General features: G+C 60.3%; 21 protein-coding genes. 8 read left to right on the top strand and 13 right to left on the bottom strand.

Features of this window, described 5'->3' with window-relative positions:
• Nucleotides 1–45: 45 nt before the first annotated feature.
• Both DUT91_RS04095 and DUT91_RS04090 read right to left on the bottom strand, forming a co-directional pair.
• Complete coding sequence (locus tag DUT91_RS04095) at nucleotides 46–1137, bottom strand: quinone-dependent dihydroorotate dehydrogenase (RefSeq protein ID WP_114439123.1); 1092 nt, start codon at nucleotides 1135–1137, stop codon at nucleotides 46–48.
• Complete coding sequence (locus DUT91_RS04090; RefSeq protein WP_200834897.1) at nucleotides 1134–1484, bottom strand: DUF952 domain-containing protein; 351 nt, start codon at nucleotides 1482–1484, stop codon at nucleotides 1134–1136. Before DUT91_RS04090 ends, DUT91_RS04095 begins: the two co-directional genes overlap by 4 nt.
• Nucleotides 1485–1615: 131 nt before the next feature.
• On the opposite strand from DUT91_RS04090, the gene DUT91_RS04085 reads away from it, so the two are divergent.
• A complete protein-coding gene (locus DUT91_RS04085; RefSeq protein ID WP_114439121.1) occupies nucleotides 1616–2065 on the top strand; it encodes a hypothetical protein in 450 nt (149 codons plus the stop codon).
• 47 nt (nucleotides 2066–2112) lie between these two features.
• Here the strand turns inward: DUT91_RS04085 and pip are convergent, their stop codons facing one another.
• Nucleotides 2113–3063 carry a prolyl aminopeptidase gene (gene pip, locus DUT91_RS04080; RefSeq protein ID WP_114439120.1) on the bottom strand — a complete coding sequence of 317 codons (951 nt, stop codon included), beginning with the start codon at nucleotides 3061–3063 and terminating at the stop codon, nucleotides 2113–2115.
• Nucleotides 3064–3276: 213 nt separating this feature from the next.
• Between pip and DUT91_RS04075 the strand changes: the two genes are divergently transcribed.
• The gene (locus DUT91_RS04075) at nucleotides 3277–3924 is read left to right on the top strand and encodes a response regulator transcription factor (protein WP_114439615.1); all 648 of its coding nucleotides are present in this window, start codon (nucleotides 3277–3279) and stop codon (nucleotides 3922–3924) included.
• 7 nt (nucleotides 3925–3931) lie between these two features.
• Here DUT91_RS04075 and DUT91_RS04070 read toward each other — a convergent pair whose 3' ends face one another.
• Nucleotides 3932–7429: a PAS domain-containing hybrid sensor histidine kinase/response regulator gene (locus DUT91_RS04070; protein ID WP_114439119.1), complete on the bottom strand. Its 3498-nt coding sequence runs from the start codon at nucleotides 7427–7429 to the stop codon at nucleotides 3932–3934.
• 169 nt (nucleotides 7430–7598) lie between these two features.
• Here DUT91_RS04070 and mscL point away from each other — a divergent pair, with 169 nt between their 5' ends.
• The 3 genes from mscL to DUT91_RS04055 all read left to right on the top strand — a co-directional run bounded on the left by mscL (nucleotide 7599) and on the right by DUT91_RS04055 (nucleotide 10363).
• Nucleotides 7599–8012, top strand: a complete 414-nt coding sequence (gene mscL, locus DUT91_RS04065; protein ID WP_114439118.1) for a large conductance mechanosensitive channel protein MscL — start codon at nucleotides 7599–7601, stop codon at nucleotides 8010–8012.
• 117 nt (nucleotides 8013–8129) lie between these two features.
• Nucleotides 8130–9308 carry a pyridoxal phosphate-dependent aminotransferase gene (locus DUT91_RS04060; RefSeq protein WP_114439117.1) on the top strand — a complete coding sequence of 393 codons (1179 nt, stop codon included), beginning with the start codon at nucleotides 8130–8132 and terminating at the stop codon, nucleotides 9306–9308.
• Complete coding sequence (locus DUT91_RS04055) at nucleotides 9290–10363, top strand: AbrB family transcriptional regulator (protein WP_114439116.1); 1074 nt, start codon at nucleotides 9290–9292, stop codon at nucleotides 10361–10363. Before DUT91_RS04060 ends, DUT91_RS04055 begins: the two co-directional genes overlap by 19 nt.
• Before the next feature lie 76 nt (nucleotides 10364–10439).
• Here DUT91_RS04055 and hemA read toward each other — a convergent pair whose 3' ends face one another.
• From hemA to DUT91_RS04015, 8 genes are all read right to left on the bottom strand, one after another.
• The gene (gene hemA, locus DUT91_RS04050; protein WP_114439115.1) at nucleotides 10440–11717 is read right to left on the bottom strand and encodes a 5-aminolevulinate synthase; all 1278 of its coding nucleotides are present in this window, start codon (nucleotides 11715–11717) and stop codon (nucleotides 10440–10442) included.
• A 147-nt stretch (nucleotides 11718–11864) separates the two neighbouring features.
• Entirely contained in the window at nucleotides 11865–12893 is a 1029-nt protein-coding gene (gene alc, locus DUT91_RS04045; protein WP_114439114.1) for an allantoicase, read from the bottom strand.
• Nucleotides 12894–13014: 121 nt separating this feature from the next.
• Complete coding sequence (locus tag DUT91_RS04040; RefSeq protein ID WP_114439113.1) at nucleotides 13015–13716, bottom strand: glycosyltransferase; 702 nt, start codon at nucleotides 13714–13716, stop codon at nucleotides 13015–13017.
• Between the two features lie 334 nt (nucleotides 13717–14050).
• Nucleotides 14051–14236: a hypothetical protein gene (locus DUT91_RS04035; RefSeq protein ID WP_114439112.1), complete on the bottom strand. Its 186-nt coding sequence runs from the start codon at nucleotides 14234–14236 to the stop codon at nucleotides 14051–14053.
• 215 nt (nucleotides 14237–14451) lie between these two features.
• On the bottom strand, nucleotides 14452–14796 hold the full coding sequence (locus tag DUT91_RS04030) for a BRA0787 family protein (protein ID WP_114439111.1): 345 nt from the start codon (nucleotides 14794–14796) through the stop codon (nucleotides 14452–14454).
• Nucleotides 14797–15035: 239 nt separating this feature from the next.
• Nucleotides 15036–15851 carry a pyrroline-5-carboxylate reductase gene (proC, locus tag DUT91_RS04025; RefSeq protein ID WP_114439110.1) on the bottom strand — a complete coding sequence of 272 codons (816 nt, stop codon included), beginning with the start codon at nucleotides 15849–15851 and terminating at the stop codon, nucleotides 15036–15038.
• A gap of 74 nt (nucleotides 15852–15925) precedes the next feature.
• Nucleotides 15926–17224, bottom strand: a complete 1299-nt coding sequence (locus DUT91_RS04020) for an O-antigen ligase family protein (RefSeq protein ID WP_114439109.1) — start codon at nucleotides 17222–17224, stop codon at nucleotides 15926–15928.
• Nucleotides 17193–18185 carry a glycosyltransferase family 2 protein gene (locus DUT91_RS04015; RefSeq protein ID WP_114439108.1) on the bottom strand — a complete coding sequence of 331 codons (993 nt, stop codon included), beginning with the start codon at nucleotides 18183–18185 and terminating at the stop codon, nucleotides 17193–17195. The genes DUT91_RS04020 and DUT91_RS04015 overlap by 32 nt, the downstream gene beginning before the upstream one ends.
• Nucleotides 18186–18393: 208 nt before the next feature.
• Here DUT91_RS04015 and DUT91_RS04010 point away from each other — a divergent pair, with 208 nt between their 5' ends.
• Genes DUT91_RS04010 through DUT91_RS04000 form a run of 3 tightly spaced genes read left to right on the top strand, consistent with a single transcriptional unit; the run spans nucleotide 18394 to nucleotide 21256 of the window.
• Entirely contained in the window at nucleotides 18394–19575 is a 1182-nt protein-coding gene (locus DUT91_RS04010; protein ID WP_114439614.1) for a glycosyltransferase family 4 protein, read from the top strand.
• Entirely contained in the window at nucleotides 19572–20396 is an 825-nt protein-coding gene (locus DUT91_RS04005; protein ID WP_114439107.1) for a WecB/TagA/CpsF family glycosyltransferase, read from the top strand. The genes DUT91_RS04010 and DUT91_RS04005 overlap by 4 nt, the downstream gene beginning before the upstream one ends.
• Nucleotides 20393–21256, top strand: coding sequence for a DUF6492 family protein (locus DUT91_RS04000; protein WP_114439106.1), 864 nt, complete (start codon nucleotides 20393–20395; stop codon nucleotides 21254–21256). Before DUT91_RS04005 ends, DUT91_RS04000 begins: the two co-directional genes overlap by 4 nt.
• Nucleotides 21257–21258: 2 nt before the next feature.
• On the opposite strand, the gene DUT91_RS03995 is transcribed toward DUT91_RS04000, so the two are convergent.
• Nucleotides 21259–22509 (bottom strand): lipopolysaccharide biosynthesis protein, encoded by a 1251-nt coding sequence (locus DUT91_RS03995; protein WP_114439105.1) that lies wholly within the window; start codon nucleotides 22507–22509, stop codon nucleotides 21259–21261.
• Nucleotides 22510–22675 lie beyond the last annotated feature (166 nt).

The raw sequence follows: 22675 nt of genomic DNA, 5'->3' as shown, positions 1-22675 counted from the left end.
CGTTCAATCGGACGCGCAAAGGACGCTTTAACACTTTATAATGCCTTAAAGCGGGATCGCCTTCGCTGCCCATTGCGCGGTATCGCGGTCGCGCTGTTCCCGGATATTCTTTACACCTTCACGTGCCAGCCGTTGCGACAGGCCCTTCACGATCTCGCCGGGCAAGCCTGGGCCGCGATAGACGAGGCCCGTATAAAGCTGGATGAGATCGGCGCCGGCCCGGATCTTGGCGAGCGCTGTCTCCGCGCTGTCGATGCCGCCGACGCCGATGATCGGCAGGGCAGGCCCGACTTTCTGCCGCATCTTGGCGAGAACGATGGTCGAGCGCTCGAACAGCGGCGCGCCGGAAAGTCCGCCCGCCTCGCCATTATTGCTCGTGCCCTTGAGGCCCGTTCGCGATAGCGTGGTATTGGAAATGATCAGCCCGTCAAGCGGATGCGCCAGCGCGACTGCCGCAATGTCGTCCAGCCCTTCCTCGGTCAGATCGGGGGCAATCTTCAGGAAGACCGGCCGCACCAGACCCGATTTCGCTGCTTCGTCGTCGCGCGCCGCCAACACCTGCGAAAGCAGTTGGCCGAGGCTCTCCCGCGCTTGAAGGTCTCTCAGCCCAGGCGTGTTGGGCGAGGAAATATTGGCGGTGAAATAGCTGGCGAGTGAATAAAACCACCTTATGCCTGTGACATAGTCCGCGATGCGGTCGACAGAATCCTTGTTTGCACCGATATTGACGCCGACAATTCCGGTTTTTCCCGCTCGTGCGGAAAGACGACGGAAAGCAGCCTCATGGCCTTCATTGTTGAAGCCGAGGCGGTTGATGATCGCGCGGTCCTCGATCAGGCGGAAGATGCGCGGACGCGGATTGCCGGTCTGCGGCAGCGGTGTCACCGTACCCACCTCGGCAAAGCCGAAGCCGAGCTTTATGAGTTCGTCCGGAACCTCGGCATTCTTGTCATAGCCTGCCGCGATGCCGAGCGGATTGGGGAAGGCAAGGCCTGCAACAGTAACGGCCAGCGCCGGATCGCTGCTCCCGCAGGAGAACAGCCCGCTCTTCAGCGCGGCGATCGAAAGCCCATGCGCCTGCTCGGCATCGAGCGCGAACAGGGCGCGCCGGCCGAATGTTTCGAAAAGCCCGCTCATCTCTCCAACTCCGGAAATTGGTGCGCGCCGTCAGATCCGAGCGGCAGGGGTTTCACCCAGCGCACCGCGGAAAGCGGCAGATCGCCATAAAGATGCGGGAAAAGCGCCCCGCCGCGCGAAATCTCATATTTCAGGGCATCGCGCAGGGTCTCGCCATCGATGGCGACGAGAAGCAGGTCGTCCTGCCCCGCAAAATGTCTGGCCGCCGTTTCGTGCACCTGCGCGGCGGTTGAAAAGTGAATAAAGCCGTCAGCGATATCGACAGGCGCACCGGTGAAGAGACCTGCCTTCTCTGCCGACTGCCACAATGCGCGGGGGACGATCTTGTAGATTGTTGCCGTGTTCATGGGAGGTTTCCTAATTGGAAACGTCTCATGCTTAAAGCGAAACATCGACCGGCGCACATGAATTTCATATATCTGACTGGATTCTCGGCATAGTGACCGTGAGAAATGAATTCAAAACGGGAGTAACCGCGATGACGGCACTCAAATCCTGCCTGCCGATGATGGTGCTGGGGGCGTTCCTGTCCGGTTCGAATCTTGCCCATTCACAGGAAGCCGGGCGCTACACCATGGAAAAGACCGACAAGGGATATATCCGGCTCGATACCAGGACCGGCGATGTCTCGGTCTGCGCCGAGCAGTCGGGGCAGATGGTATGCAAGCTCGCGGCGGACGACCGCCGCGCCTATGAGGACGATCTGGCCTCGCTCAGCCAACGGGTGAAGAAGCTGGAGGATCAGGTTGCCGCCTATGGCAGGCTGCCTCCCGTCGTTCGCGACACGCTTCCCTCCGAGGAGGAGTTCGAGAAGACCATGGGCTACATGGAACGCTTCTTCCGACGGTTCATGGATATCGTGAAGAGCTTCGACGGCGGGTCGGATGGCGGCGGAAACGATCCTGCTCCGGCTCCCGACAGGACCTGATGAAGAGCGGGATGGGCACCCCTAAGCTTGCCCGTCCCCTGAATATATCAGATGAAACGCTGCGTGGCCTCGATCAGCTCATGCACGATGCCGGGTTCGGTGACGGCATGGCCGGCATCCTCGACGATGTGCAACTCGGCCTCGGGCCACACCTTCTTCAACTGCCAGGCATTGATGAACGGCGTGCACATGTCGTAGCGGCCGTGCACGATCACGCCGGGGATATGGCGAATGCGCTCGACATTGCGCAGGAGATAATCGTCGCTGTCGAAGAAGCCGCGGTTCTGGAAATAATGGCATTCGATGCGGGCGAAGGCGATGGCGTAATTGTCTTCGCCGAAGGCGTTCTCGCGTTCTGGATCGGGCAGAAGCGACAGGGCGGAGCCCTCCCAGCGCGCCCATTTGCGCGCCGCCTCGATCTGCACCCGCGGGTCTGGATCGGTCAGGCGCTTGTAATAGGCGGCAATCATGTCGCCGCGCTCGGCCTCCGGAATATGCTCCTGATAGGCTTCGAAACGGTCGGGATAGATGATGCTCGCGCCGTTGGAATAGAACCAGTCGATTTCGAAACGGCGGATCATAAAGATGCCGCGCAGGACGAGTTCGCTGACGCGGTCAGGATGCGTCTGCGCATAGGCGAGCGCCAGCGTCGATCCCCAGGAGCCGCCGAAGACCTGCCATTTCTCAACGCCAAGATGTTCGCGGATGCGCTCCATGTCGGCAACGAGATCCCAGGTGGTGTTTTCGCGCAGTTCCGCATGCGGCGTCGAGCGCCCGCAGCCGCGCTGGTCGAACAGGATGATGCGATAACGCTCCGGATCATGAAGACGGCGCATGGTCGGAGTAATGCCGCCGCCCGGCCCACCATGGATCATGATGACGGGTTTGCCGTCCGGATTGCCGCATTCTTCTATATGGATGCTGTGCAAATCGGAGACGGGAAGCATCTCGTCACGATGGGCGATTATCTCAGGATAGAGCGTATTGCGGGTCGTCATTCGCTACCTTTTATCATTTTGACAAGAAACAAAGCTGTTCCCAGCGCGGCCATTCCTATAGCACAATAAGGCCAGATGGCGGCAGGATGGTGGAGCAGGGCGTGATTATCCCTCTCTTTTCGATTGTTGGCTTGAAAATGCAGTTAAAAACAATCTAGTTGTATCAGATCGGGTTTGCCGCAATCTGTTGGGGAGAAGTGCGGTGTCATGGAATTGAAATTCATTATCGCCGACGATCATCCGTTGTTTCGCGGGGCTTTGCGGCAGGCGCTGACGCAAAAGGCCACGAAGACGGATATTGTCGAGGCGGGCGATTTCGACACCGTCAAGAAGCTCATTCTTGAAACCCCCGATATCGACCTTCTTCTGCTCGACCTGACCATGCCGGGGGTCAGCGGCCTCTCCGGCCTGGTCACGCTGAAATCGATCCAGCCGGCCTTGCCGATCGTGATCGTTTCGGCGACGGACGACCCGGCGACGATCCGGCGCGCCCTCGACCTCGGCGCCTCCGGCTTCATCTCCAAATCAGCCAGCATGGAAGACATCAATAAGGCGGTCAGCGCCGTCCTGGCGGGCGATATATGGGCGCCGCAGGAAATCGATCTCGGCCATGAGCCCGATCCCGAGATTTCCGATCTCATCAGCCGCATCCGCACGCTGACGCCACAGCAGACCCGTGTTCTTTCGATGCTTGCCGAAGGGCTCCTCAACAAGCAGATCGCCTATGAGCTGAGTGTGTCGGAGGCCACCATCAAGGCCCATGTCTCCGCGGTCCTGCAAAAGCTCGGCGTCGATAGCCGCACGCAGGCCGTCATCCGCCTGTCGAAGATCGGCAACGAGAATTTTCAGACGCTGAACTGAATTCCGTTTACTCCGCTGCCGTCTGCGCCTGACTGTGATGATGCGACAACAGTGCGCGCAGGGCCGCAGGTTTCAGCGGCTTGTGGAGCACTGCCACCCCGTCCTCCTGCGCGCGCAGCCGCACTTCGTTGGAGCGATCCGCCGTGGCGAGAACCGCCGGCAGCTCTTTTTTGAAATGCTCGCGCGCATAGCCAATCATGTCGAGGCCGTTTTCACCGTTGAGATGATAGTCGGCCAGGATGACATCGGGCGCCGTCGCCGCGCCCGCGCAAAAGGCCCTGAGTTCTGCGCCGTTGCGGGCGGTCGCGACATGGCAGCCCCAGCCGCCAAGCAATATCTCCATTCCCGAAAGGATGCGCTCGTCATTGTCGATGCAGAGCACGCTGACCCCGTTGAGCTCGTTCGAACGGCTGGATCTCGGCCGCGTCTCCGAGGTCGTCGCGGGCAGGGGTCGCTGCAGGATGGGCAGCCGGATGGAAAAGCGCGTGCCTTTGCCCGGCATCGAGCTGAGGTTCAGCGGCAGGGCGAGCACCCGGGCGATGCGATCGACGATGGAAAGCCCCAGCCCCAAGCCCTCCGCTTCCCGCATCCCCTCGTCCAGCCGGGTGAACTCGCGGAAGACCGATTGCAGCTTGCTGGTGGGAATACCGATGCCGGTATCGATGACTTGGAGGTCGATCGCATCGCCGCGCCGCCTCACGCCCAGGAGCACGCTGCCGCTGCGGCTGTATTTGATCGAGTTTGACACCAGGTTCTGGACGAGCCGGCGCAACAGATTGCGGTCCGTCTCCACCACGACGCTGCTCGGCACGATCCGCAGCCGCAATCCCTTCTTCATAGCGAGCGGCTCGAAATCGGTGGCGATCTGCTTCATCAGTTCGTCAAGCCGGAACACCGAGACATGCGGCTTCAACGCGCCCGTATCGAGACGCGATATGTCGAGGACAGCGCCGAGAATGGCCTCGACGGACTCAAGTGATGAATCGATGTTGCGGGCAAGGCTGCTCGCCTCGGAACGCCTCAGCCGCTCCGTCAGGGCGGAGCTGTAGAGCCGCGCCGCATTGAGCGGTTGCAGGATATCGTGACCGACAGCCGCGAGAAAACGCGTCTTGCCGATGTTGGCTTCTTCCGCCACGGCCCGGGCCTTGGCCAGTTCGCTGTTGACATGGGTAAGCTCCACCGTTCGGTCCGCCACCCGCTGCTCCAGCGTTTCATTGATTTTTTTCAAGGTATTGGCAGCTTCCACCGCAACGGTGATATCCGTATAGGTGGCGACGATACCGCCGTCCGGCATGGGATTGGTACGGATTTCCAGGATGCGATCGCTCGATTTCAAATCGATGCGCCATGGTTGCCGGAAGGTGGTGAAGTTGCGCATGATGTTGGCATGGTTGCCCGCAGCAATGTCGCCACGCCGGGAAAGATGCTCGATGATTTCGGAAAGCGGCGTGCCTACCTGGCCGAATTCGTCGGGCAGGTCGAGCAGCATGCGGAATTGCCTGTTCCAGCAGGTCAGCCGGAAATCCCTGTCGAGCACCGTGATGCCCTGTTCCATCTGGTCGAGCGCTATCTGCAACAGGCCCCGGTTCTGCTGAAGCGCCTCGGATGCATCGTCGAGGAGGCGCAATGCGCTGCGCGTCGTGCTGTCGTTACGCTGCAGGAGAAGCGAGAGAACAAGGCGCGCCGAGGAGGAGCCGACCGCGCTGCCGAGCAATTGTTCGGCATAGCGGATGATCCCCATGTCGGCTGGCGCGCTGCCGACCAGCGTCCTGTGCTCGCGCCGCTCGAAACTCTGGAACGAGCGCTCCACCCGTTCAGCGCCGAGATAGCGCGAAATCGTCGCCTTCAACTCGTTGACCGTCACCGTCGTGCGGAAGCGGCGCAAGGTCGGCACCGCCATGATATCCCGAGGCATGAAAACCGTCGCCTGGATGCGTTCCAGCGGCGTCGCACGCCGCGACAGCGAGCCAAGGATATAGAAGAGCGTGTTTGCGACGAGACTCCAGATGACGCCGTTGGTAAGCGGGAAGGCATTTGTTCCGAACAGTGCTTCCGGCCGCAGCGCCGCAATGCTGAACAGGCCCTCGCGCAATATGGCCGCGTCGGGCGGGGCAAGCGTCGGCAGCAGCAGCGTATAGGCCCATACCGCAAAGCCGAAGGACATGCCGAGCACCGCCCCGCGCGCGTTCGCCCCGCGCCAGATGAGTCCCCCGAGGAAGGGAGGGGCGAACTGGGCGATCGCGGCAAACGAAACGAGGCCGATCGACGACAGGCGAATATCGTTGGCCGCCTCGCGGTAATAGACGAACGAGATGGAGAGGATGACGATGATCGCGGCACGACGCGTATAGAGGATGACGCGGGTCAGGTCCTGCCGTTCCGCATCATTGTCGCGGATGAAGTGCCTGATGAAAAGCGGCAGCAGCAGATGGTTCGAGATCATGATCGACAGCGCGACGCAGGCGACGATCACCATCGCCGTCGCCGCCGACAATCCGCCAACGAATGCCGCCAGCGCGAGGAAATGCGCGTCGGCGGCGAGAGGCAGAGCGAGCACATAGAGATCGGCATTGGTTCCCTCGCCAAGCGTGACGACGCCGGCAAGGGCGATCGGGAGAACGAAGAGGTTGATGAGCACGAGATAGGCTGGAAAGAGCCAGGTCGCGATTTGCAACTCCTGCTCGCTTCTGTTTTCGACAACGGTGACGTGGAACTGGCGCGGCAGCATCAGGATCGCCACGGCGCTGAGCACGGTCTGCACGATCCACGTGCCGACGGAGGTCTGATAGTTCAATGCCTGTGAAGCGGCGGCATTCCCCGTGACAGCCTCGGCAAGATCGAAGGGGCTGCCGAACAGGTAGAATGTGCAGGCAAGGCCAACCGCCAGAAAGGCGCATAGCTTAATGACGGATTCGAGCGCCACAGCGAGAATGAGGCCGTCCTGATGCTCCGTGGCGTCGGTGTGCCGCGTGCCGAACAGGATGGCAAAAAGCGCCAACATGCAGGCCACCGGCAGCGAAACATCGCTGAAGACATAGTTGATCGGATCAAAGGAATGGCCGTAATGCGAGACCACCAGATCGACGGTGCCGGATACTGCTTTCAACTGCAGGGCAATATAGGGAATGGCGCCAACGGCCGCGATAAAGGTGGCCAACGACGCTACGGCGAAGCTCTTGCCGTAGCGCGCGGCGAGGAAATCGGCGATCGAGGTGATGCGCTCGGCCTTGGCCAGCCGCACGATATGGCGCACCAGCCTGTTGCCGAGCGTGAACACCAGGATCGGGCCGATATAGATGCCGAGGAATTCCAGCCCGCGCTCGGCCGCCACCCCGACGGAGCCCAGGAAGGTCCAAGACGTACAATAGACAGCGAGGCTGAGGGCATAGATATAGGGCCGTGGCTGGCTTCCCCAGCGCTGCGCCCGTCGATCTCCCATGCTTGCCACGCCGAAGAGCAGCAGCAGGTAGAGAAACGCAATGCCGATAATGCCCCAACCCTGCATGCTCACCCCTCTGCTTTTTTGCTAAAGCAACCACGTATGGCTATTCCACGCAAGATCGCGGCGCGATAGCATTTTCTCTCTTCCGCTGTTCTCGTTTTTGCTTAGAAACACTACGAGGGGACAGTGGATAGCTGTCCTTTGCCGGGCGAAAACGATGGAGAAACATAACATGCTTCAGGAATTCAAGGAATTTGCCCTGAAGGGCAACATGGTCGATCTGGCCATCGGCGTCATCATTGGCGCCGCTTTCGGCGGTCTTGTCCAGTCGATCGTCCAGGATATGATCATGCCGGTCATCGGGCTCATCACCGGCGGCATCGATTTCTCCAACATGTATGTCCAGCTTTCCGGCGCACCGCAGCCGACACTGACGGCGGCGCGTGAAGCGGGAGCAACCATCGCCTACGGACATTTCCTCACGCTTCTCATCAATTTCCTGATCGTTGCATGGGTACTGTTCATGGTGGTCAAGCTGATGAACCGGCTGAAAAGGAAGCAAGAAGCCGCTCCGGCTCCCGCATTGCCCCGGGATCAGGTGCTGCTCACCGAAATCCGGGATCTTCTTGCCAAGCAGCAGAAATGATCGCAGGCCATGCATATCCATCACATCAACGATGATGATGGTCGCATCACCAAAACCCGCGTGATTTTATCATGCTGAGTTGATAGGGCTCGGGCTCACAAGGAGACGATATTTCCCATGAGCCTTCCAACGAGCCTGATCGAGCACGTGCGCCGCGAAGCGGCGGATGCCCCGGCAAGCGGCATTGTCGCGGTGATGAACCACGGTCGTCGCCAGAAAGGCGTTCTTCCGCTCTGGGCGGGCGAGGGCGATCTCCCGACGCCGGAATTCATCCGCGATGCCGCCGCCAAGGGGCTTGCCGATGGCGAGACCTTCTATACCTGGCAGGCCGGCATTCCGGAATTGCGCGAGGCGCTGGCGCGCTATCACCAACGCCATTTCAACGCCGGCCACCAGCCGGAAAACTTTTACGTGACGAACTCGGGGATGCACGCCATCCAGCTTGCCATCCAGGCGACGGCGGGGCCCGGCGACGAAACCATCTATCTCTCTCCCGCCTGGCCGAATTTCGTCGGCGCTACGGGCATTGCCGGTGGCGCGCCTGTGCCCGTCAGGCTCGACTTTACCGATAATGGGTGGTCGCTCGACGTCAAGAAGATCGCGAGCGCCATCACGCCGCGTACCCGAGCCCTCTTCATCAATTCGCCGTCAAATCCAACGGGCTGGGTCGCCGACGAAGCGACGCTCCGCGAAATCCTCGATATGGCGCGCCGTCATGGTCTGTGGATCATCGCCGACGAGATCTATACGCATTTCTATTATGGCGGCAGGCGCGCGCCCTCCTTTATGGATATCATGGAGCCCGAGGACCGCATCATCTTCGTCAACAGTTTTTCGAAGAACTGGGCGATGACGGGCTGGCGCATTGGCTGGATGACGGTGCATCCGGCGCTCGGCCCCATGATCGAAAACCTCATCCAGTATTCGAGTTCGGGGGTCCCGCAGTTCCTGCAGCGCGGCGCCGTGGCGGCGCTCGATGAGGGCGATGCTTTCATCAGCACGCAGGTAGCGCGCGCGCGGGATGTTCGAGATAAGCTCTGCGCCCGGCTCTCAGCTACCGGCCGCGTCCGCCTCGCGCCCCCGCAAGGTGCGTTCTACCTGTTCTTCGGCGTCGACGGCATCAGGGATTCGTTCCAGGCAGCCTTCGATATCGTGGATCAGGCTAAGGTTGGACTTGCGCCGGGGACTGCTTTCGGCGAAGGAGGCGAAGCCTATCTCCGGCTGTGCTTCGCGCGCCGCCCGGATCAGGTCGAGGAGGCGGCGGACCGACTGGCGGAATGGATCAACAAACTCTGATACCCGGGAAAGACGATCTGTGGGCGAAAACCGTTGCGATGGTCGTATCGCTCGGTATTGCGGCCATCGGCGCAGTGCTGGCCTTCTGGATCGGCCTTCCCATCCCCTTTCTCCTGGGCTCGGTCATCGCGGTGACGACCGCCTCGCTTTCCGGGCTGCGGATCTATATGCCCGATTGGCTGCGCAACGTCGTCTTCTTCATGCTCGGGCTGCAGGCGGGTTCCGGCGTGCGGCCTGATACGCTCGACCAGTTGGCTGCATGGCCGGGCAGTTTTGCCTTGCTGTTCGTCACCCTCATCCTGGTGACGGGACTGACTTTTCTGCTGCTGCGTAAGGGCTTTGGCTGGGATGGCCAGACGGCGTTGTTCTCCGCCATCCCGGGCGCTCTCTCCTTCGTTCTCGCGGCTGCGAGCGACACCCGGGCCGACATGGTCAAGATCACCATCATCCAGGCCACGCGCCTTTTGCTGCTGATCGGCTTTCTCGCGCCGCTGCTCGCCGTTCTTGGCCGCAATGCGCCGCATGTGGATTTGACCGTTGCCGGCGATCTGACGCTCCAATCGGCGGCGATACTTTTTGTCGGTGGGCTGGCGGGCGCCCTGATCGGCCATTATAGCCGCATGCCGGGCGGCATGATGCTCGGCGCGCTGCTGGCGAGCGCGGTCCTGCACGGGACGTCGGTGGTGGCAGCCAGCCTGCCGAGCGCCATCTCCGATGTCGGCACGATCGTCTTGGGCGTGCTGATCGGCTCGCGTATCAACGCAAGCCATCGCCGGCATATCGTGCGCTATCTGCCGGCAGCCCTTCTGGCTTTCATCATCGGCACATCGGCGGCCTTCGCCACCGGCGCGGTCGTCTGGCTGCTCTTCGATATACATCCGGCCCAGATCGCACTCGCCTTCGCGCCGGGTGCTCTCGAAGCGCTGACCGTTATCGCCTTTTCCCTCGGTGTCGATCCGGCCTATGTCGCCTCGCATCATGTGGCGCGCTTCCTCATGATCGCCATCACGGTGCCGTTTCTCGCCCGCTGGCTGAAAAGCCGGCAGGACCGTTAACCTGCGTCAGCAAAATAAAAAGGGCTGACACGCGAGCCAGCCCTTTTGCGGTTGTAGCGAAGGCAGTTCAGGCTTTTCAGCCGCCCGCTTTGGAAACCACCAGCGGAACGACGCGGTCCGATTGGGCAAGCGCCGGAGCACTCGTCTCTGAAAGCGGAATGCCGAGCGCATTCCAGACTTCCAGCAGCGCATCCCTCAACTCCAGCACCAGCGCATCATCGTGGAACGGTGTCGGCGTGATGCGCAGGCGCTCCGTACCGCGCGGTACGGTTGGGTAGTTGATTGGCTGGATATAGATGCCGTGCACGTCAAGCAGCCGGTCGCTCGCCATCTTGCAGAGCTCGGGATTGCCGACAAGAATGGGCACGATATGTGTTTGCGACGGCATGATCGGCAGACCGGCGGCGGTCAGCACGTCCTTGGCCATTTGCGCCTGGCGCTGCTGGAGGCGGCGCTCTTCCTGCGAGGTTTTCAGGTGCCGGATCGACGTTGTGGCAGCCGCAGCGATGGCCGGTGGCAGGGCGGTGGTGAAGATGAAGCCGGGCGCATAGGAGCGAACTGCATCGATGACCGAGCGCGAGCCGGTGATATAGCCACCGAGCGCGCCGAAGGCCTTGGCGAGCGTTCCCTCGATGATGTCGATGCGATGGGCAAGGCCATCGCGGTCGGTAATGCCGCCGCCGCGTTCCCCATACATGCCGACGGCATGGACTTCGTCGATATAGGTCATGGCATTATATTCGTCGGCGAGATCGGCGATTTTCTCGATCGGCGCGATATCGCCATCCATCGAATAAACGGATTCGAAGACGATGATCTTGGCGCGGCTGCGTCCGGCAGCCTTCAGCAGGCTTTCGAGATGTTCGACGTCATTGTGCCTGAAGATCTTCTTTTCCGCGCCCGAGCGACGCACGCCCTCGATCATCGAGGCGTGGTTGAGCTCATCGGAAAGGATAAGGCAATCCGGCAGGAGCTTGCCGATGGTCGAGATGGCGGCTTCGTTGGAGACGAATCCCGAGGTGAAGACAAGACCGGCTTCCTTGCCGTGCAGATCGGCCAGTTCGGCTTCGAGTTCGACCAGCGGATGGTTGTTGCCCGAGATGTTGCGCGTGCCGCCGGCGCCTGATCCAAGCCGCCCCGCCGCATCGCAAAGTGCCGCGATCACGTCCGGGTGCTGGCCCATGCCGAGATAATCGTTGGAGCACCATACGGTGATTTCGCGGGCGGTTCCATTGGCACGCCACAGCGCACGGGGAAACCGGCCAACGATACGTTCCAGATTGGCAAAGACGCGGTAACGCTTCTCGGCGTGCAACTGGTCGATCGCATCCTCGAAAAAACGGCGATAGTCCATTAAACGCTCCTGATATGCATATTTTTCCTACCGCTTTTAACCTTTTGCGTCCATCGCTGAAAGCGGAGGCAATTTGCCACGGGCCCAGGCAGGGTAACATTTATCGAGCGGGATACGTTGATCAGGCGCAAATTCTCGTGGAAATCGTTAACGGATAGTCCCGAAAATACGCAGCCGGCTGACCCCGCCATCCGGATATATGTTGAGTCTGATATGGCTGACCCGGCCCGCCATTCCGCTCGATTGGGCGATATCGGCCGCACCGAAATCATGCACGGCATCCATGGAAAGCTTGCGCTGCGGCAGGATTTCCGGCCAGAACATGGATGAAGTCACAATCATTTGTGTGAGATCGCCCGCCGGGCCGCCCAGATCTGCGGCATTAAGCGAGCAGCGGTCGGGATAATTGCCCTTGTAATGAGCGGTATCGACAACGATCCGCTTGATGATTCCGGGATGGCCGAGTTGCACGATCAGCCAGTCATTGCCCGGCTCACGCCGCCGCCGCGTTTCCCATCCGTCGCCCATGTTGAGCCCACGTCCCGGCGCAAGCACGCGGTGCAGCGCGCCGTAATGGGCGTCCGAGAACGCCACGACCCGTCCGCCATTCAGTGCCGAGGCAAGGTCCACTTCCTCGCCGGGAGCGAGCTTCGACCAGTCGCGCCACGGCTCGCCATAGACCCGCAACCGCGCGACGCCGCCATCGGGATAGATGTTGAGCCGTACATGCGTCCACACCAGACCGTTGTCGCAGGCGAAGAAATGATGGTTGGACGGCCCGAGCGCGGCCCGGCCTTGGATTTCGATCCACTCGGTCGCTCCATTCGGATCGCCCTCGCTCCGGCAGGCCTCTATGGAAAAAGCAGGCGGATAATTGCCGGTAAAATGGCTGGTATCGACATCGAAACCATAGATTATGCCCGGCACGGCCAGGCGGATGACGGCATGGTCATGACCCGGCCCGCGCTTGCGGCGGCTCTCCCACCCGTCCATCCACTTTCCATGGTCGTCGTAGCGATCCGGGTAGAACACGGCTGGCGCATCGGCGAGCATCCGTGCCAGCGGAGCGAAAAATTCATCGCTCGCCGAAAGACCGACAGCACCAAGCTCCGCGGAGGCGAGGTTGACACGGTTTCGGGCGAATGCGGGAATTTCGGTCTGGATCAGGCTGCTCATGGACGGTTCTCTTAAAGCGCGAGGTGGGATCCCGGCCCGGCGCCGGGATGCGTTTGATGCCTACATGCCTTAAGCCACGGCCTCTCGTTTGGCCAGTGCTCGTGGTCCTTTCACGTGCAAATCAGATCGGCTTCCACGAGGGATCGACTGCGTTTGCCTCGGCGCGCCAGAGGTCGGCATAATCCACATTCTGCCAATCCTTGAACCAGGGGCCACCGCTCGTATAGTGCACGGCGTTGGGCAGGCCCGTCTCCGGCTTCTCGTTCCAGCCTTCGAGCCAGTTCCAGTTGATCGGCAGCGCGCCGATCTCGTCGTCGGCGGCCCACTGCATGCGGTGGAGATAGGCGCCGGTCTGGCTGTTGATCACGTCGGGTGTCAGCGTTCTGGTCGAGGGATGCTCGCAATTGAACAGCATGAAGGATGACCAGTTCTTGCGAGGGTAGCTGGTCTGCACCTTGCCGTCCATCTTGACGCCGTCCTTCGGCTGATAATCATGTTGCGCGCAAAGCACGGCTTTCGACGGATCCTGATATTGCCTGAGATCCGCCAGATCGCCGAAAAACAGAAAATCGCAGTCGCAGAACAGCGCCCAGCCCTTGAAGCCGGCCAGCCATGGCGTGAAGAACCTGGAATAGGTGAATTCGGTTGAGGCGAGCGGATCGACATCACGCGTATAGACGCCTTTGTCGACCAGATCCTGAAGCTTGATCGGAACGATTTCCAGCGGGATGGAAGCATGTTTAAGCGCTGAATGTCTGGCGACTTCGTAAGCAATGGGCTCACGGGAATCCCATCCGATAAATATCTTCAGCGGCTCGTTCATTCGAAAATCTCCCTTGATTGATATCAACTAATTGTGATGAGCAATGACAACGGGTGCTTTCCAATTGCGGAGGAATTGGGGTCACTCCGTGCTTTTATTGCAAGCGCCAAAAGACTCAACCAGCAAAATTCATGCATCTGTTTGCAATGCCGCGTGAACGTGTCTCATCCCGGGCACGCGAGGAGGGAAAATCCAGAAGTGAAATAAAAAATGAGCGTGCGCACCTTGCTGGAAGCAATACCGCTCGACCTGCGGGAACTCCGCGCCGCGCACCGCCATCGCGCGCGACGCGGCCAGATCGGGCAGGAAGCCTGAGCGCCAGCGCTGGTCGCGATCAGGTTTCGCCAGGTTTTCTCACGCGGATATGGACGTCTTCATCGGCCAGGTTGAAGCCTGAATAGTTGCGCTGGAAAGCGATGATGGCGTCATTGACGCCTTTCGAGAAATCATCGTCACGCACTTCGATCCTGTGCCGGTACAAAATCCGCTCGCCCTTGTAGAAAACGACCTGTCCTTCCATCGGAGCCTCCTTGGATGCGATGCCCTGATTAAATTAGGCCTGAACCAGGAGAGATCAAGGGATATCGGCTTCTGCCGCCGTTGCGCATGCACGCTGGATGGAGCACGGTCTTGGCGGCTTGCGAGGATGGGTCGCGCGCCGATTATGGAGGCGGGTTTCATCTTGAAGAAAAACGGCCCTCGAAAGGGCCGTTGTCTGTTGATCCTCGACCGTGATTATGGGAGCACGACCGGCAATCTCCGTTTCAGGCGCTGTTCGCAGAGAGAACGCATGGCACGGGCTGCGTGCGCATAGGTCGTGTTACGGGTTTCACGGCGTTCCAGCCGTGCTTCCGGCACGAGGACGTTCAGGGCATCGATCGTACGCATCGGAACCGGATCGGTGCAACTCCACAGGCGTCGAAAGACGACGCTGATGCGCGTGGTCTTGCCATTCACATCGACTGCAGGCTCATCAGCGCCTGCAATCCAGTCTTCAAACGCATCAACCGCATCCTGAAATGCGTTGTGCAGATAAATCGGCGCATGACCTTCATGAAGCGGGGGTAGCAAACTCGTCATGTCTGTTTCCTCACTCTTTCGGTTACTGGCCTAAAATCACCCGTGACCGTTACTCGAGGCCACCGGCAGCGAGATCACAGGGTACAGGCGTTTTATAATGATATGCAAGAAAAGTTGTTCCCCAAGTTTCGCGGTGCATGTGGGTGTGGAAACGTGCCCCTTTCGCTATGAAATAGCGCACAATTCTTCAAATGATTTCCGATTGAGAAATAATGTGGCAGCGGCGTAAGCTGAAAATCTCAGCTCTTGCCAAGTTCTGCGGAGCGCCTTTTCGCAGCTTCGACGGCTTCTTCGACGAGGGATTTCAGGCGGTTTTCTCCCATGAGTACCGCAAGTGCTGCCGCCGTCGTGCCGTTTGGGCTGGTCACCTGCTCGCGCAGCTTTGACGGACTGTCGCTGCTCCCGGCGGCAAGCGCGCCGGCGCCGTAAACCGTCTGCATGGCGAGCAGCGCCGCGGTATCGCGTTCGAGCCCGGCCGTGATGCCGGCATCCGTCAGGCATTCGATGAAATGAAAAACATAGGCCGGACCCGAGCCGGAAACCGCCGTCACGGCATCCATCAGGCTCTCGTCGGCAATGCTTGCGACCTGTCCGCTCGTCTTCAGGAGATTGGCAACGAAGGCGGCGTCCTCGTCCCGCACATTGGCATTCGCATAAGTCACCAGCATTCCCTTGCCGATTGCCGAGGGCGTATTCGGCATGCAGCGGATGATGGCGGCTTTGTCGCCGAGATAGGTCTCGAAAAGCGCCACCGGAATACCGGCGGCGACGCTGACAAAGGTGGTCGCCCCGGCGAAGCGGGCATAGGTCGGGATAACCTGCGTCATCACCTGCGGCTTGACTGCCACCAGCACCATGCGCGGCTTCAGATCTGGGGCAAGAGAGCTTGATTCGGCGACCGCATGGACCCCGAGTTTGGCCGCGCGTTCCCGTAAGCCATCCGCCGGCTCCACGACGTGGACGTCGCCCGGCCGCAAGGCGTCGGAATCGATCCAGCCCTTCAGCATGGCGAAGCCCATATTGCCGCATCCGACCAGAATAACGGTGTCGCTCATGTTCTCACCTCGAACTGCTGATTGCGCGGCACTTTGACCGCTGATGTGGCCCAGCGTCAACCATCGGCAAGGGTTTATTTCTCGTGGGGAGGGAGCGTGACGCGGGCGGTCATCCGCAGGCCGAAAATGGCGAGCACCAGCATCAGCCAGACCGGATCGGCACGCCGGAAAAAGAAACTCTCCAGAAAGGCGTTGAGTGTCGAAAAAGCCAGCACCATCAGGAAGAAATCGGCCAGAAGCACATTCTCGCGGTTGGACCGGCAGCGGGAATAATCGATGAGTGGCATGAGGATGATGACGATGACAGCGCAGATGGCCGCCGGAATTCCCATCGTGACGGCGATGTCGAGATAGCCATTATGGGCATGCACGATTCCGCGCACATCCCATTCGAGATAATAGGGCCGCGCCGCATAAAGAACCGTCGGCGTCGACCAGAAGCCTCCCAGGCCGTAACCGGTCCATGGCTTTTTTTCCAGATATTCCAGCGTGAAGCGCCAGATCGAGCTGCGGCCGGTGAACGATGGCTCGGGCAGGTAGTCCTGGACGATCCGTGCAAGTGATGGAAAAAGCACCACGCCAAGGGTCATGCCGAAAAAACCGATCTGCGCCGCAAGGATCATTGGCGCTACCAGCAATCTCAGACCCAGGATACCGGGCACGCCTACCAGGACCGCAACGAGCGGCACGAGCGCGGTTGTGGTTTTCGAGCCGGTCTGGGCAACGAAGAAAAGCGCGGCGAGGGCGACAAGCGCGCCCGAAATGAACCAGCGCCGCCGCATAAGATAAATGCCGGCAAAGAAGAACGCCGCCATCACGGGCCCCGCAACATTCTTGTGCGAGAACACGCCGCGCCAGAGATATGAATTCTGCGGCTCCAACGCGTCATAGCCGTGGGTCGCGAGGTTGGGCAGGAGCACGATCCCGGCATAGGACAGGATAAGCACCACCGCTGCCGATACCATCAAGACAAGCGAAAATCCGTCGCCGTCGCGCGGCAGGCAGAGCACCGAAATAATGGAGATCATGGCGATGAGTGTGAATGCCACGGCACGCAACGCCACCGTCGGGACGGGCGAGATCAACGCGGAAAAAACCACGAAACAGAACATCACCAGCCACAGTGGACTTGCCATCGCAATAATGGTGCGCGGTTTCGCCAGCATCAGCATCGAAAGGATGGCAACCACGCCCAGCCCGCTGAAGCCGAGCTGGTTGGCGAGATCACCGCCCTGATTATCTGTGCCTTCCAGGAAAAACGGCCTGAACGAGATCAGCAGCAGTGACAGGATCAACGCGGCGAGCAAAGCCGCCATCATCCGCATGGAAATGGCGGCCCTGTCAGTTCTTCTCAGGCTGGCGATATTGCTCATTGGCATACCCGAATTCGGCCAGGACGCGGCCAAGGCCTACATGGATATAATAAAGCCCTGATGATGGCGATCCTGATTTTAGCGTTTTGGCGATCGCCTTGAAAGGCGAGAACGCCAGCAGCGCCAGGCTTTTGACGATGACGCGAAGTCTCCCGAATGGCTCGTCGGCGCGCTTGCGTTTCTCCATGAGGGTAGAGATCACGCCGTTTCGAAGCCCGCGAGCCCTGATCCAGCCGCTCTCCAGCCTGCGGCTCGGGATCGTCTCACGGATAGGGGCTTCAGCGCACCAGGCGATACGAAAACCCTTCCCGCTGCATCGGTTGATGAAATCCGAATCACCACCCCCCATGAAATTGAACATGGGGTCGAGAAACGGATAAGGCATCGCCTCCAGCACTTTGCGCGATAGAAGCAGATTGCCGGAGGAATAGACCGCCGGCACAGGGCCGCTCTGATCATAGAGTGGAGCAAAGACGGGATGCCTCGCCCATTTCTGTTGTTCTGGCCGCTCGAAAACCGGTATCTGCGGCCCGCCGACGATATCGACCGAATATGTCTCCCGTGCGCGGCACATGTTTTCGAGCCACAGCGGATCGGCGAGTTCATCATCGTCTATGACGAGAAGCGAGGAGAAATGCGGGAACCGGGCAAGAGCAGCCAGCCAGCCGGCGTTGTATGCATTGCAATTGCCCCGGTCGTGGGCAATGAGCAGGATTCCCTCGAAGGTGCCATCCTCAAAAAAAGGCCGCGCCGCCATCGCGCCTTCCTGCCCCTCGGCATCGTTTTCCATGACGATGATGGCGAACCGGCGTCCGGTCACCTGCGCCTTGACGGACTGAACCGTCTTGAGGAGATGCTCCGGGCGGCGGAAGGTTGGTATCGTCACGACGACCTCGACCTTGTCGGCGCGCAATCGCGGCGATTGGGCAAGAACGGTGATATTGTCGGGCAGTCGCTTCATTCCGGCGGGTTCCAATGGATATCCATGCTTAGCGCTGCGGCCTTAGAGTTCGATTAACGGCCACGCGGACCGGCGCGTATGACACGGATTTCTGGCAGCATGTTGATTAATCAAGCCTTCATTTCGCCCGCTTATGATCCCATGGCGGGAATATGGCATTCTCTGCCTATCGCGTTGAATTCCAGTGGGGCCCATGCATTCTCTGCCCATGCATCTTCTTTTTGTCACGTCGCTCGTTCCGGATGGTGAGCCGACGACCGGTTACGAGATCGCCAATGCGGCGATCATCGACGGTCTTCGCAAGGCCGGCGCGCGCGTGACCGTGCTTGGCTTCACTTGGCCGGGCAAAAAGTCCTCCGATCCCCAGAATACCATAGTCCTCGGCGAGGTGGATGTCCGCACGGATACGGCCGGGATGGCGCAAAAGCTCGCGTGGCTGAGCCGGGCGGTCGTTGCTGGCCTGACCGTCTCCTCTGTCAAGCTGCGGGTGATACCCCAGTCTGAATTGCGTGCCGCGATCGCTTCGGTCGAGCCGTTCGACGCCTATGTCCTGAACGGAGTGGCGCTGGCAGGCGCATTCGAGCATGTTTTCAGCGACAAACCGTCGATCTTCGTGGCGCATAATGTAGAGCATCGCTCGGCCAGGGAAAATTCTGAAGCGGCTGAAGGCACCGTGCAGAAGGTGCTGTTCGCACGCGAGGCAAAGCTCCTTGGCGGGCTCGAAGCACGGCTCTGCTCCAAGGCGGATTTTGTGTTCACGCTGGCGGAGGATGACGGCAAGACGTTTGGCCTTCCGCCGGAGCGCTTCGCTGCATTGCCGCTGGTGACGCGCAAGGCGGTTGCCGCTCGGCCCATACCCGCCATCGCCCATGATCTCGGCTTGATCGGCACCTGGACATGGCAGCCCAACCGGATCGGTCTCGAGTGGTTCCTGCGTCACGTCAAGCCGCTGCTCGACCCGGCCGTCAGCATCGCTGTCGCGGGCGGCACGCCTGGCGATCTGCTGAACGCCTGGCCGGGTGTCGACTTCGTCGGCAAGGTGCCCGATGCGACGGCATTCGTCGAAAGCTGCGCGGTCATTCCGCTGGTCAGCCGCGCCGGGACCGGCGTTCAGCTGAAGACGATCGAGACATTCGAACTCGGCTTGCCAAGCGTGGCCACATCGCGCTCCGTGCGGGGCATCGCCTCGCTGCCGGCCAATTGCGTGGTGGCCGATGAGCCCGTGGCCTTCGCCGCGGCCCTCAATGCGATGGTCGCGCGGGCAAAACAGGGCGACCGCCAGCGGCTCGACGGCACGGCCTTCCACGCCAGCCAGGTACAGAAGCTGGACGCCGCCATCCGCCGCGGTCTGGATCGCCTGGCTTCGGCAAAGCGGAAGAGCGCGGGATGAAGGGGCGAGACAGAAAGCCGATCGCCGGCGCATCTGAACAGGCGAAAACTTGCCAATTGGCTCATGCCTATGACGTGCTCGGCATTCCGGTCGCAGCACTCGGCTGGAGTGAGGCGCTCGACCTCATTACCGATCACATAAAAAGGGGCGAATTCCTACGGGTCGCCTGGCTGAACGCGCATTGCGCCAATATTGCCTATCAGGCTCCGAACTACCGGGCCGCGCTGAACCAGTTTCTGGTTCTGCCCGATGGGCTGGGAGTGGATCTGGCTGCCTATGTGTGGCACGGCAAGAAATTCCCGGCCAATCTCAACGGCACCGATTTCACGCCCGCGCTTATCAGGCACGTCAAGACGCCTCTGCGCATCGGACTTCTCGGGGCCAGGCCGGGTGTGACGCAGAAGGCTGCCAAATATTTTGCCGGGCTCGCGCCGCAGCACGAGGTCAGGATCATTTCGGACGGTTTCTTTACACCTCAACAGGAAGAAGGTGTATTGCAGAAACTCGCCGATTTCCATCCGCATATCCTGCTCGTCGCCATGGGCGTACCGCGCCAGGAACTCTTCATCATCGACAGGCTGACGGAGCGCCACTGCACGACGGCCTTCGCCGTCGGCGCCTTGTTCGATCTCCAGACGGGCACCATCCGGCGTGCCCCGCCATGGGTCCGCCGGCTCCGCGCAGAATGGCTTTATCGTCTCTGGCAGGAACCAGGCCGTCTGTGGCGCCGCTATATCGTCGGCAATTTCCTGTTTGTCGCCCGCCTAATGTGGGAAAGGCTGACAGGGAGAAAGCAATTTACCAATGATGGCGAAGCATGAAGACCGCGATCGCGACCGCAAGCTATGCCGGTGATTTCGAGCGATGCAGGCTTCTCTGTGAAACGCTCGATACTCATGTCACGGGTTTCACCAGGCATTATCTCCTCGTCGAGAGCGAGGATGTCAGCCTGTTCCGGCAGTTGGAAAATGCTCATCGCGTCGTGGTCAATGAGCGCGATCTCCTGCCTTCCTGGCTGAAGGCATGGCCTGACCCCCTTACCTCAGGCAAGCGGCGCATCTGGCTTTCGCCGCGCGTCCTGCCATTGCGCGGCTGGCATGTACAGCAGATGCGGCGCATAGCGCTCGCCGCCCATATCGATGACGATGCGATCTTCTACGCCGATTCCGATGTGGCTTTCCTTCGCCCTTTCGATGCTGGAATGCTCTGGCGGGGCGAGAACCTCCGATTGCTGCGCCATGACGGCGCTTTGTTGCGGCCGGTACCGGGCGACCAGCTGATGTGGTCGGCCAATGCCGGGGCATTGCTTGGTATCGATCCGGCTCAGAAGTCGCCGCATGACTATATCGGCACGCTGATCGCATGGCGACGCGATGCGCTTCTATCCATGTGTGAACGTATCGAAAGCCTGCATGACGCAAATTGGGTCGAGGTGATGGGCCGTGTCAGGCGTTTTTCCGAATGCATGATCTATGGCCGGTATGCCGATGAAGTCCTCGAGGCCAGGGGCCATTTCCACGACAGTCTGGATCTGTGCCGCGTCTACTGGTTTGCGCCCGCCCCGACGGACGAGCAATTCCGCGCTTTTGTCGCGGAGATGACGCCGGGACAGGTGGCGGTTGGAATGCAGTCGTTCATCGGCGTCGATACGGACCATATCCGCAAGTTGATTGGTTATTGAGGTCAGACCCGCTTTGCGGGCAGCCGCAGCCCGCGATAGGTCAGCACCAGGGATAGAAGATAGAGCGCGGCGAAGATCGCGTTCAGCCAGATGACCCAGGCGTCGTCGGCGCCGAAATGCGTGAACAGCAGATAGATGAGCAGTGCCTTGGCGCATGTGAGAATCGCCAGATTAGCCGTCCGCAGGCCCGACTGGCCGCGCGCATAGAGGAGTTCGGCCTGATATTCGGCAAGGTTGCGAAACCCCGGGACGAGGATGACCAGCGGCAGCAACGCGACGATGGCGGCGACATTTGATCCGAGCGCCCCCGGAAAGAAATAGAGGAACAGCGCCAGGGCGGCGAGCGCCCCGATGGAAACGAGGAATATGCCGCCCTCCAATCCAACCTTCATCTTCAGCGAGCGCAGCATGTCGGGCGTGCGCATCAGCCGCTGCACCAGCATCATGTTGAACGAACGGATGGGCAGTGCGGTCAGATCGACGAGCCGCATGAGAATGGCATAGATGCCCGCGATGCGTGGCCCGCCGATGCTGAGCACGAGAAGCTTGTCGAGCTCCATCTGGACATAAAACAGGATTTCAGCGCCGGCCACGGCAAGCGCGTCGGCAATGCGGCGCTTGTAGAGCGCGGGCGCGAAGCGCAGCTTCACGCGCGGGTAGAACCACAGCGCGACGAGAAGCGAGACGCCATTGGCGGCGAGATACCACCATGCCCAGTGGGCGAGATCTTTCTCTGCCGAAAACGCGAAGAGAATGGCTGCTACCGCACGCGTCACCGTGCCGAAAACCACCAGTATGGCCGCCTTGCCGAAGCGATTGAGACCGTTGTTGACGATAATGATGACTTCCGCCGACCGCCAGAACAGAGCCTCGGCTACGATGATCAGGGCAAAGATAAGCAAACTGATATCGCCACCGAAGAAGACGGCGTGCACCGCCCATGCCGCGATGGCGACGACAGGCAATGACAGCACGACCGCCGCGAGATAACCGCCCGTATAGGCGCCGATCAACTGCGGCTTGACCGTGGCGATACGGTAGAGTGGCGATACGAAACCGAACGAGACCAGCCGGGATAGCACTACGCCTGTGGCGGAAGCCGTGGCAAAAACGCCGAAATCCCCAATGGAAAGCGTATTGGCAAGTGCGACAAAATAGGCGAGCGAGATCAAAACCCGTCCCGCCGATCCGCTGATGACCGAAAAATAATCGCGGATGATACCGGCTTGCTGTTTCAACTGGCGCACGATCAAGAAGGCATTCCGCTGCTGGCCGCAATTGCGGGAGAAATGACGGGGCGAACCTTAGGCATAAAAGTTTAACGCCCTCTATGAGGTGTGAGCGTTTAGCACAAAGTCCCAACCGAGGATTCTGCAAGCAGGGGAATTATTTCCCTGCCCTATTTTTTAACGATTTCTT

Source organism: Paramesorhizobium salinisoli (assembly GCF_003335045.1).
Classification (GTDB): Bacteria; Pseudomonadota; Alphaproteobacteria; order Rhizobiales; family Rhizobiaceae; genus Paramesorhizobium; species Paramesorhizobium salinisoli.
Note: the sequence above shows the minus strand (reverse complement) of the source record. Positions and strands in the feature narration are given on the sequence as shown.

What these genes read in the sequence shown, in the direction of transcription:
- DUT91_RS04035 (WP_114439112.1), bottom strand. Translation starts at nt 14,236, where the DNA reads ATGGAAGGACAGGTCGTTTTCTACAAGGGCGAGCGGATTTTGTACCGG.
- DUT91_RS04055 (WP_114439116.1), top strand. Translation starts at nt 9,290, where the DNA reads ATGGATCAACAAACTCTGATACCCGGGAAAGACGATCTGTGGGCGAAA.
- pip (WP_114439120.1), bottom strand. Translation starts at nt 3,063, where the DNA reads ATGACGACCCGCAATACGCTCTATCCTGAGATAATCGCCCATCGTGAC.
- DUT91_RS04010 (WP_114439614.1), top strand. Translation starts at nt 18,394, where the DNA reads ATGCATCTTCTTTTTGTCACGTCGCTCGTTCCGGATGGTGAGCCGACG.
- DUT91_RS04095 (WP_114439123.1), bottom strand. Translation starts at nt 1,137, where the DNA reads ATGAGCGGGCTTTTCGAAACATTCGGCCGGCGCGCCCTGTTCGCGCTC.
- DUT91_RS04015 (WP_114439108.1), bottom strand. Translation starts at nt 18,185, where the DNA reads ATGAAGCGACTGCCCGACAATATCACCGTTCTTGCCCAATCGCCGCGA.
- hemA (WP_114439115.1), bottom strand. Translation starts at nt 11,717, where the DNA reads ATGGACTATCGCCGTTTTTTCGAGGATGCGATCGACCAGTTGCACGCC.
- DUT91_RS04005 (WP_114439107.1), top strand. Translation starts at nt 19,572, where the DNA reads ATGAAGGGGCGAGACAGAAAGCCGATCGCCGGCGCATCTGAACAGGCG.
- mscL (WP_114439118.1), top strand. Translation starts at nt 7,599, where the DNA reads ATGCTTCAGGAATTCAAGGAATTTGCCCTGAAGGGCAACATGGTCGAT.
- DUT91_RS04060 (WP_114439117.1), top strand. Translation starts at nt 8,130, where the DNA reads ATGAGCCTTCCAACGAGCCTGATCGAGCACGTGCGCCGCGAAGCGGCG.
- DUT91_RS04070 (WP_114439119.1), bottom strand. Translation starts at nt 7,429, where the DNA reads ATGCAGGGTTGGGGCATTATCGGCATTGCGTTTCTCTACCTGCTGCTG.
- DUT91_RS04030 (WP_114439111.1), bottom strand. Translation starts at nt 14,796, where the DNA reads ATGACGAGTTTGCTACCCCCGCTTCATGAAGGTCATGCGCCGATTTAT.
- DUT91_RS04040 (WP_114439113.1), bottom strand. Translation starts at nt 13,716, where the DNA reads ATGAACGAGCCGCTGAAGATATTTATCGGATGGGATTCCCGTGAGCCC.
- DUT91_RS04085 (WP_114439121.1), top strand. Translation starts at nt 1,616, where the DNA reads ATGACGGCACTCAAATCCTGCCTGCCGATGATGGTGCTGGGGGCGTTC.
- DUT91_RS04020 (WP_114439109.1), bottom strand. Translation starts at nt 17,224, where the DNA reads ATGAGCAATATCGCCAGCCTGAGAAGAACTGACAGGGCCGCCATTTCC.
- alc (WP_114439114.1), bottom strand. Translation starts at nt 12,893, where the DNA reads ATGAGCAGCCTGATCCAGACCGAAATTCCCGCATTCGCCCGAAACCGT.
- DUT91_RS04000 (WP_114439106.1), top strand. Translation starts at nt 20,393, where the DNA reads ATGAAGACCGCGATCGCGACCGCAAGCTATGCCGGTGATTTCGAGCGA.
- proC (WP_114439110.1), bottom strand. Translation starts at nt 15,851, where the DNA reads ATGAGCGACACCGTTATTCTGGTCGGATGCGGCAATATGGGCTTCGCC.
- DUT91_RS04090 (WP_200834897.1), bottom strand. Translation starts at nt 1,484, where the DNA reads ATGAACACGGCAACAATCTACAAGATCGTCCCCCGCGCATTGTGGCAG.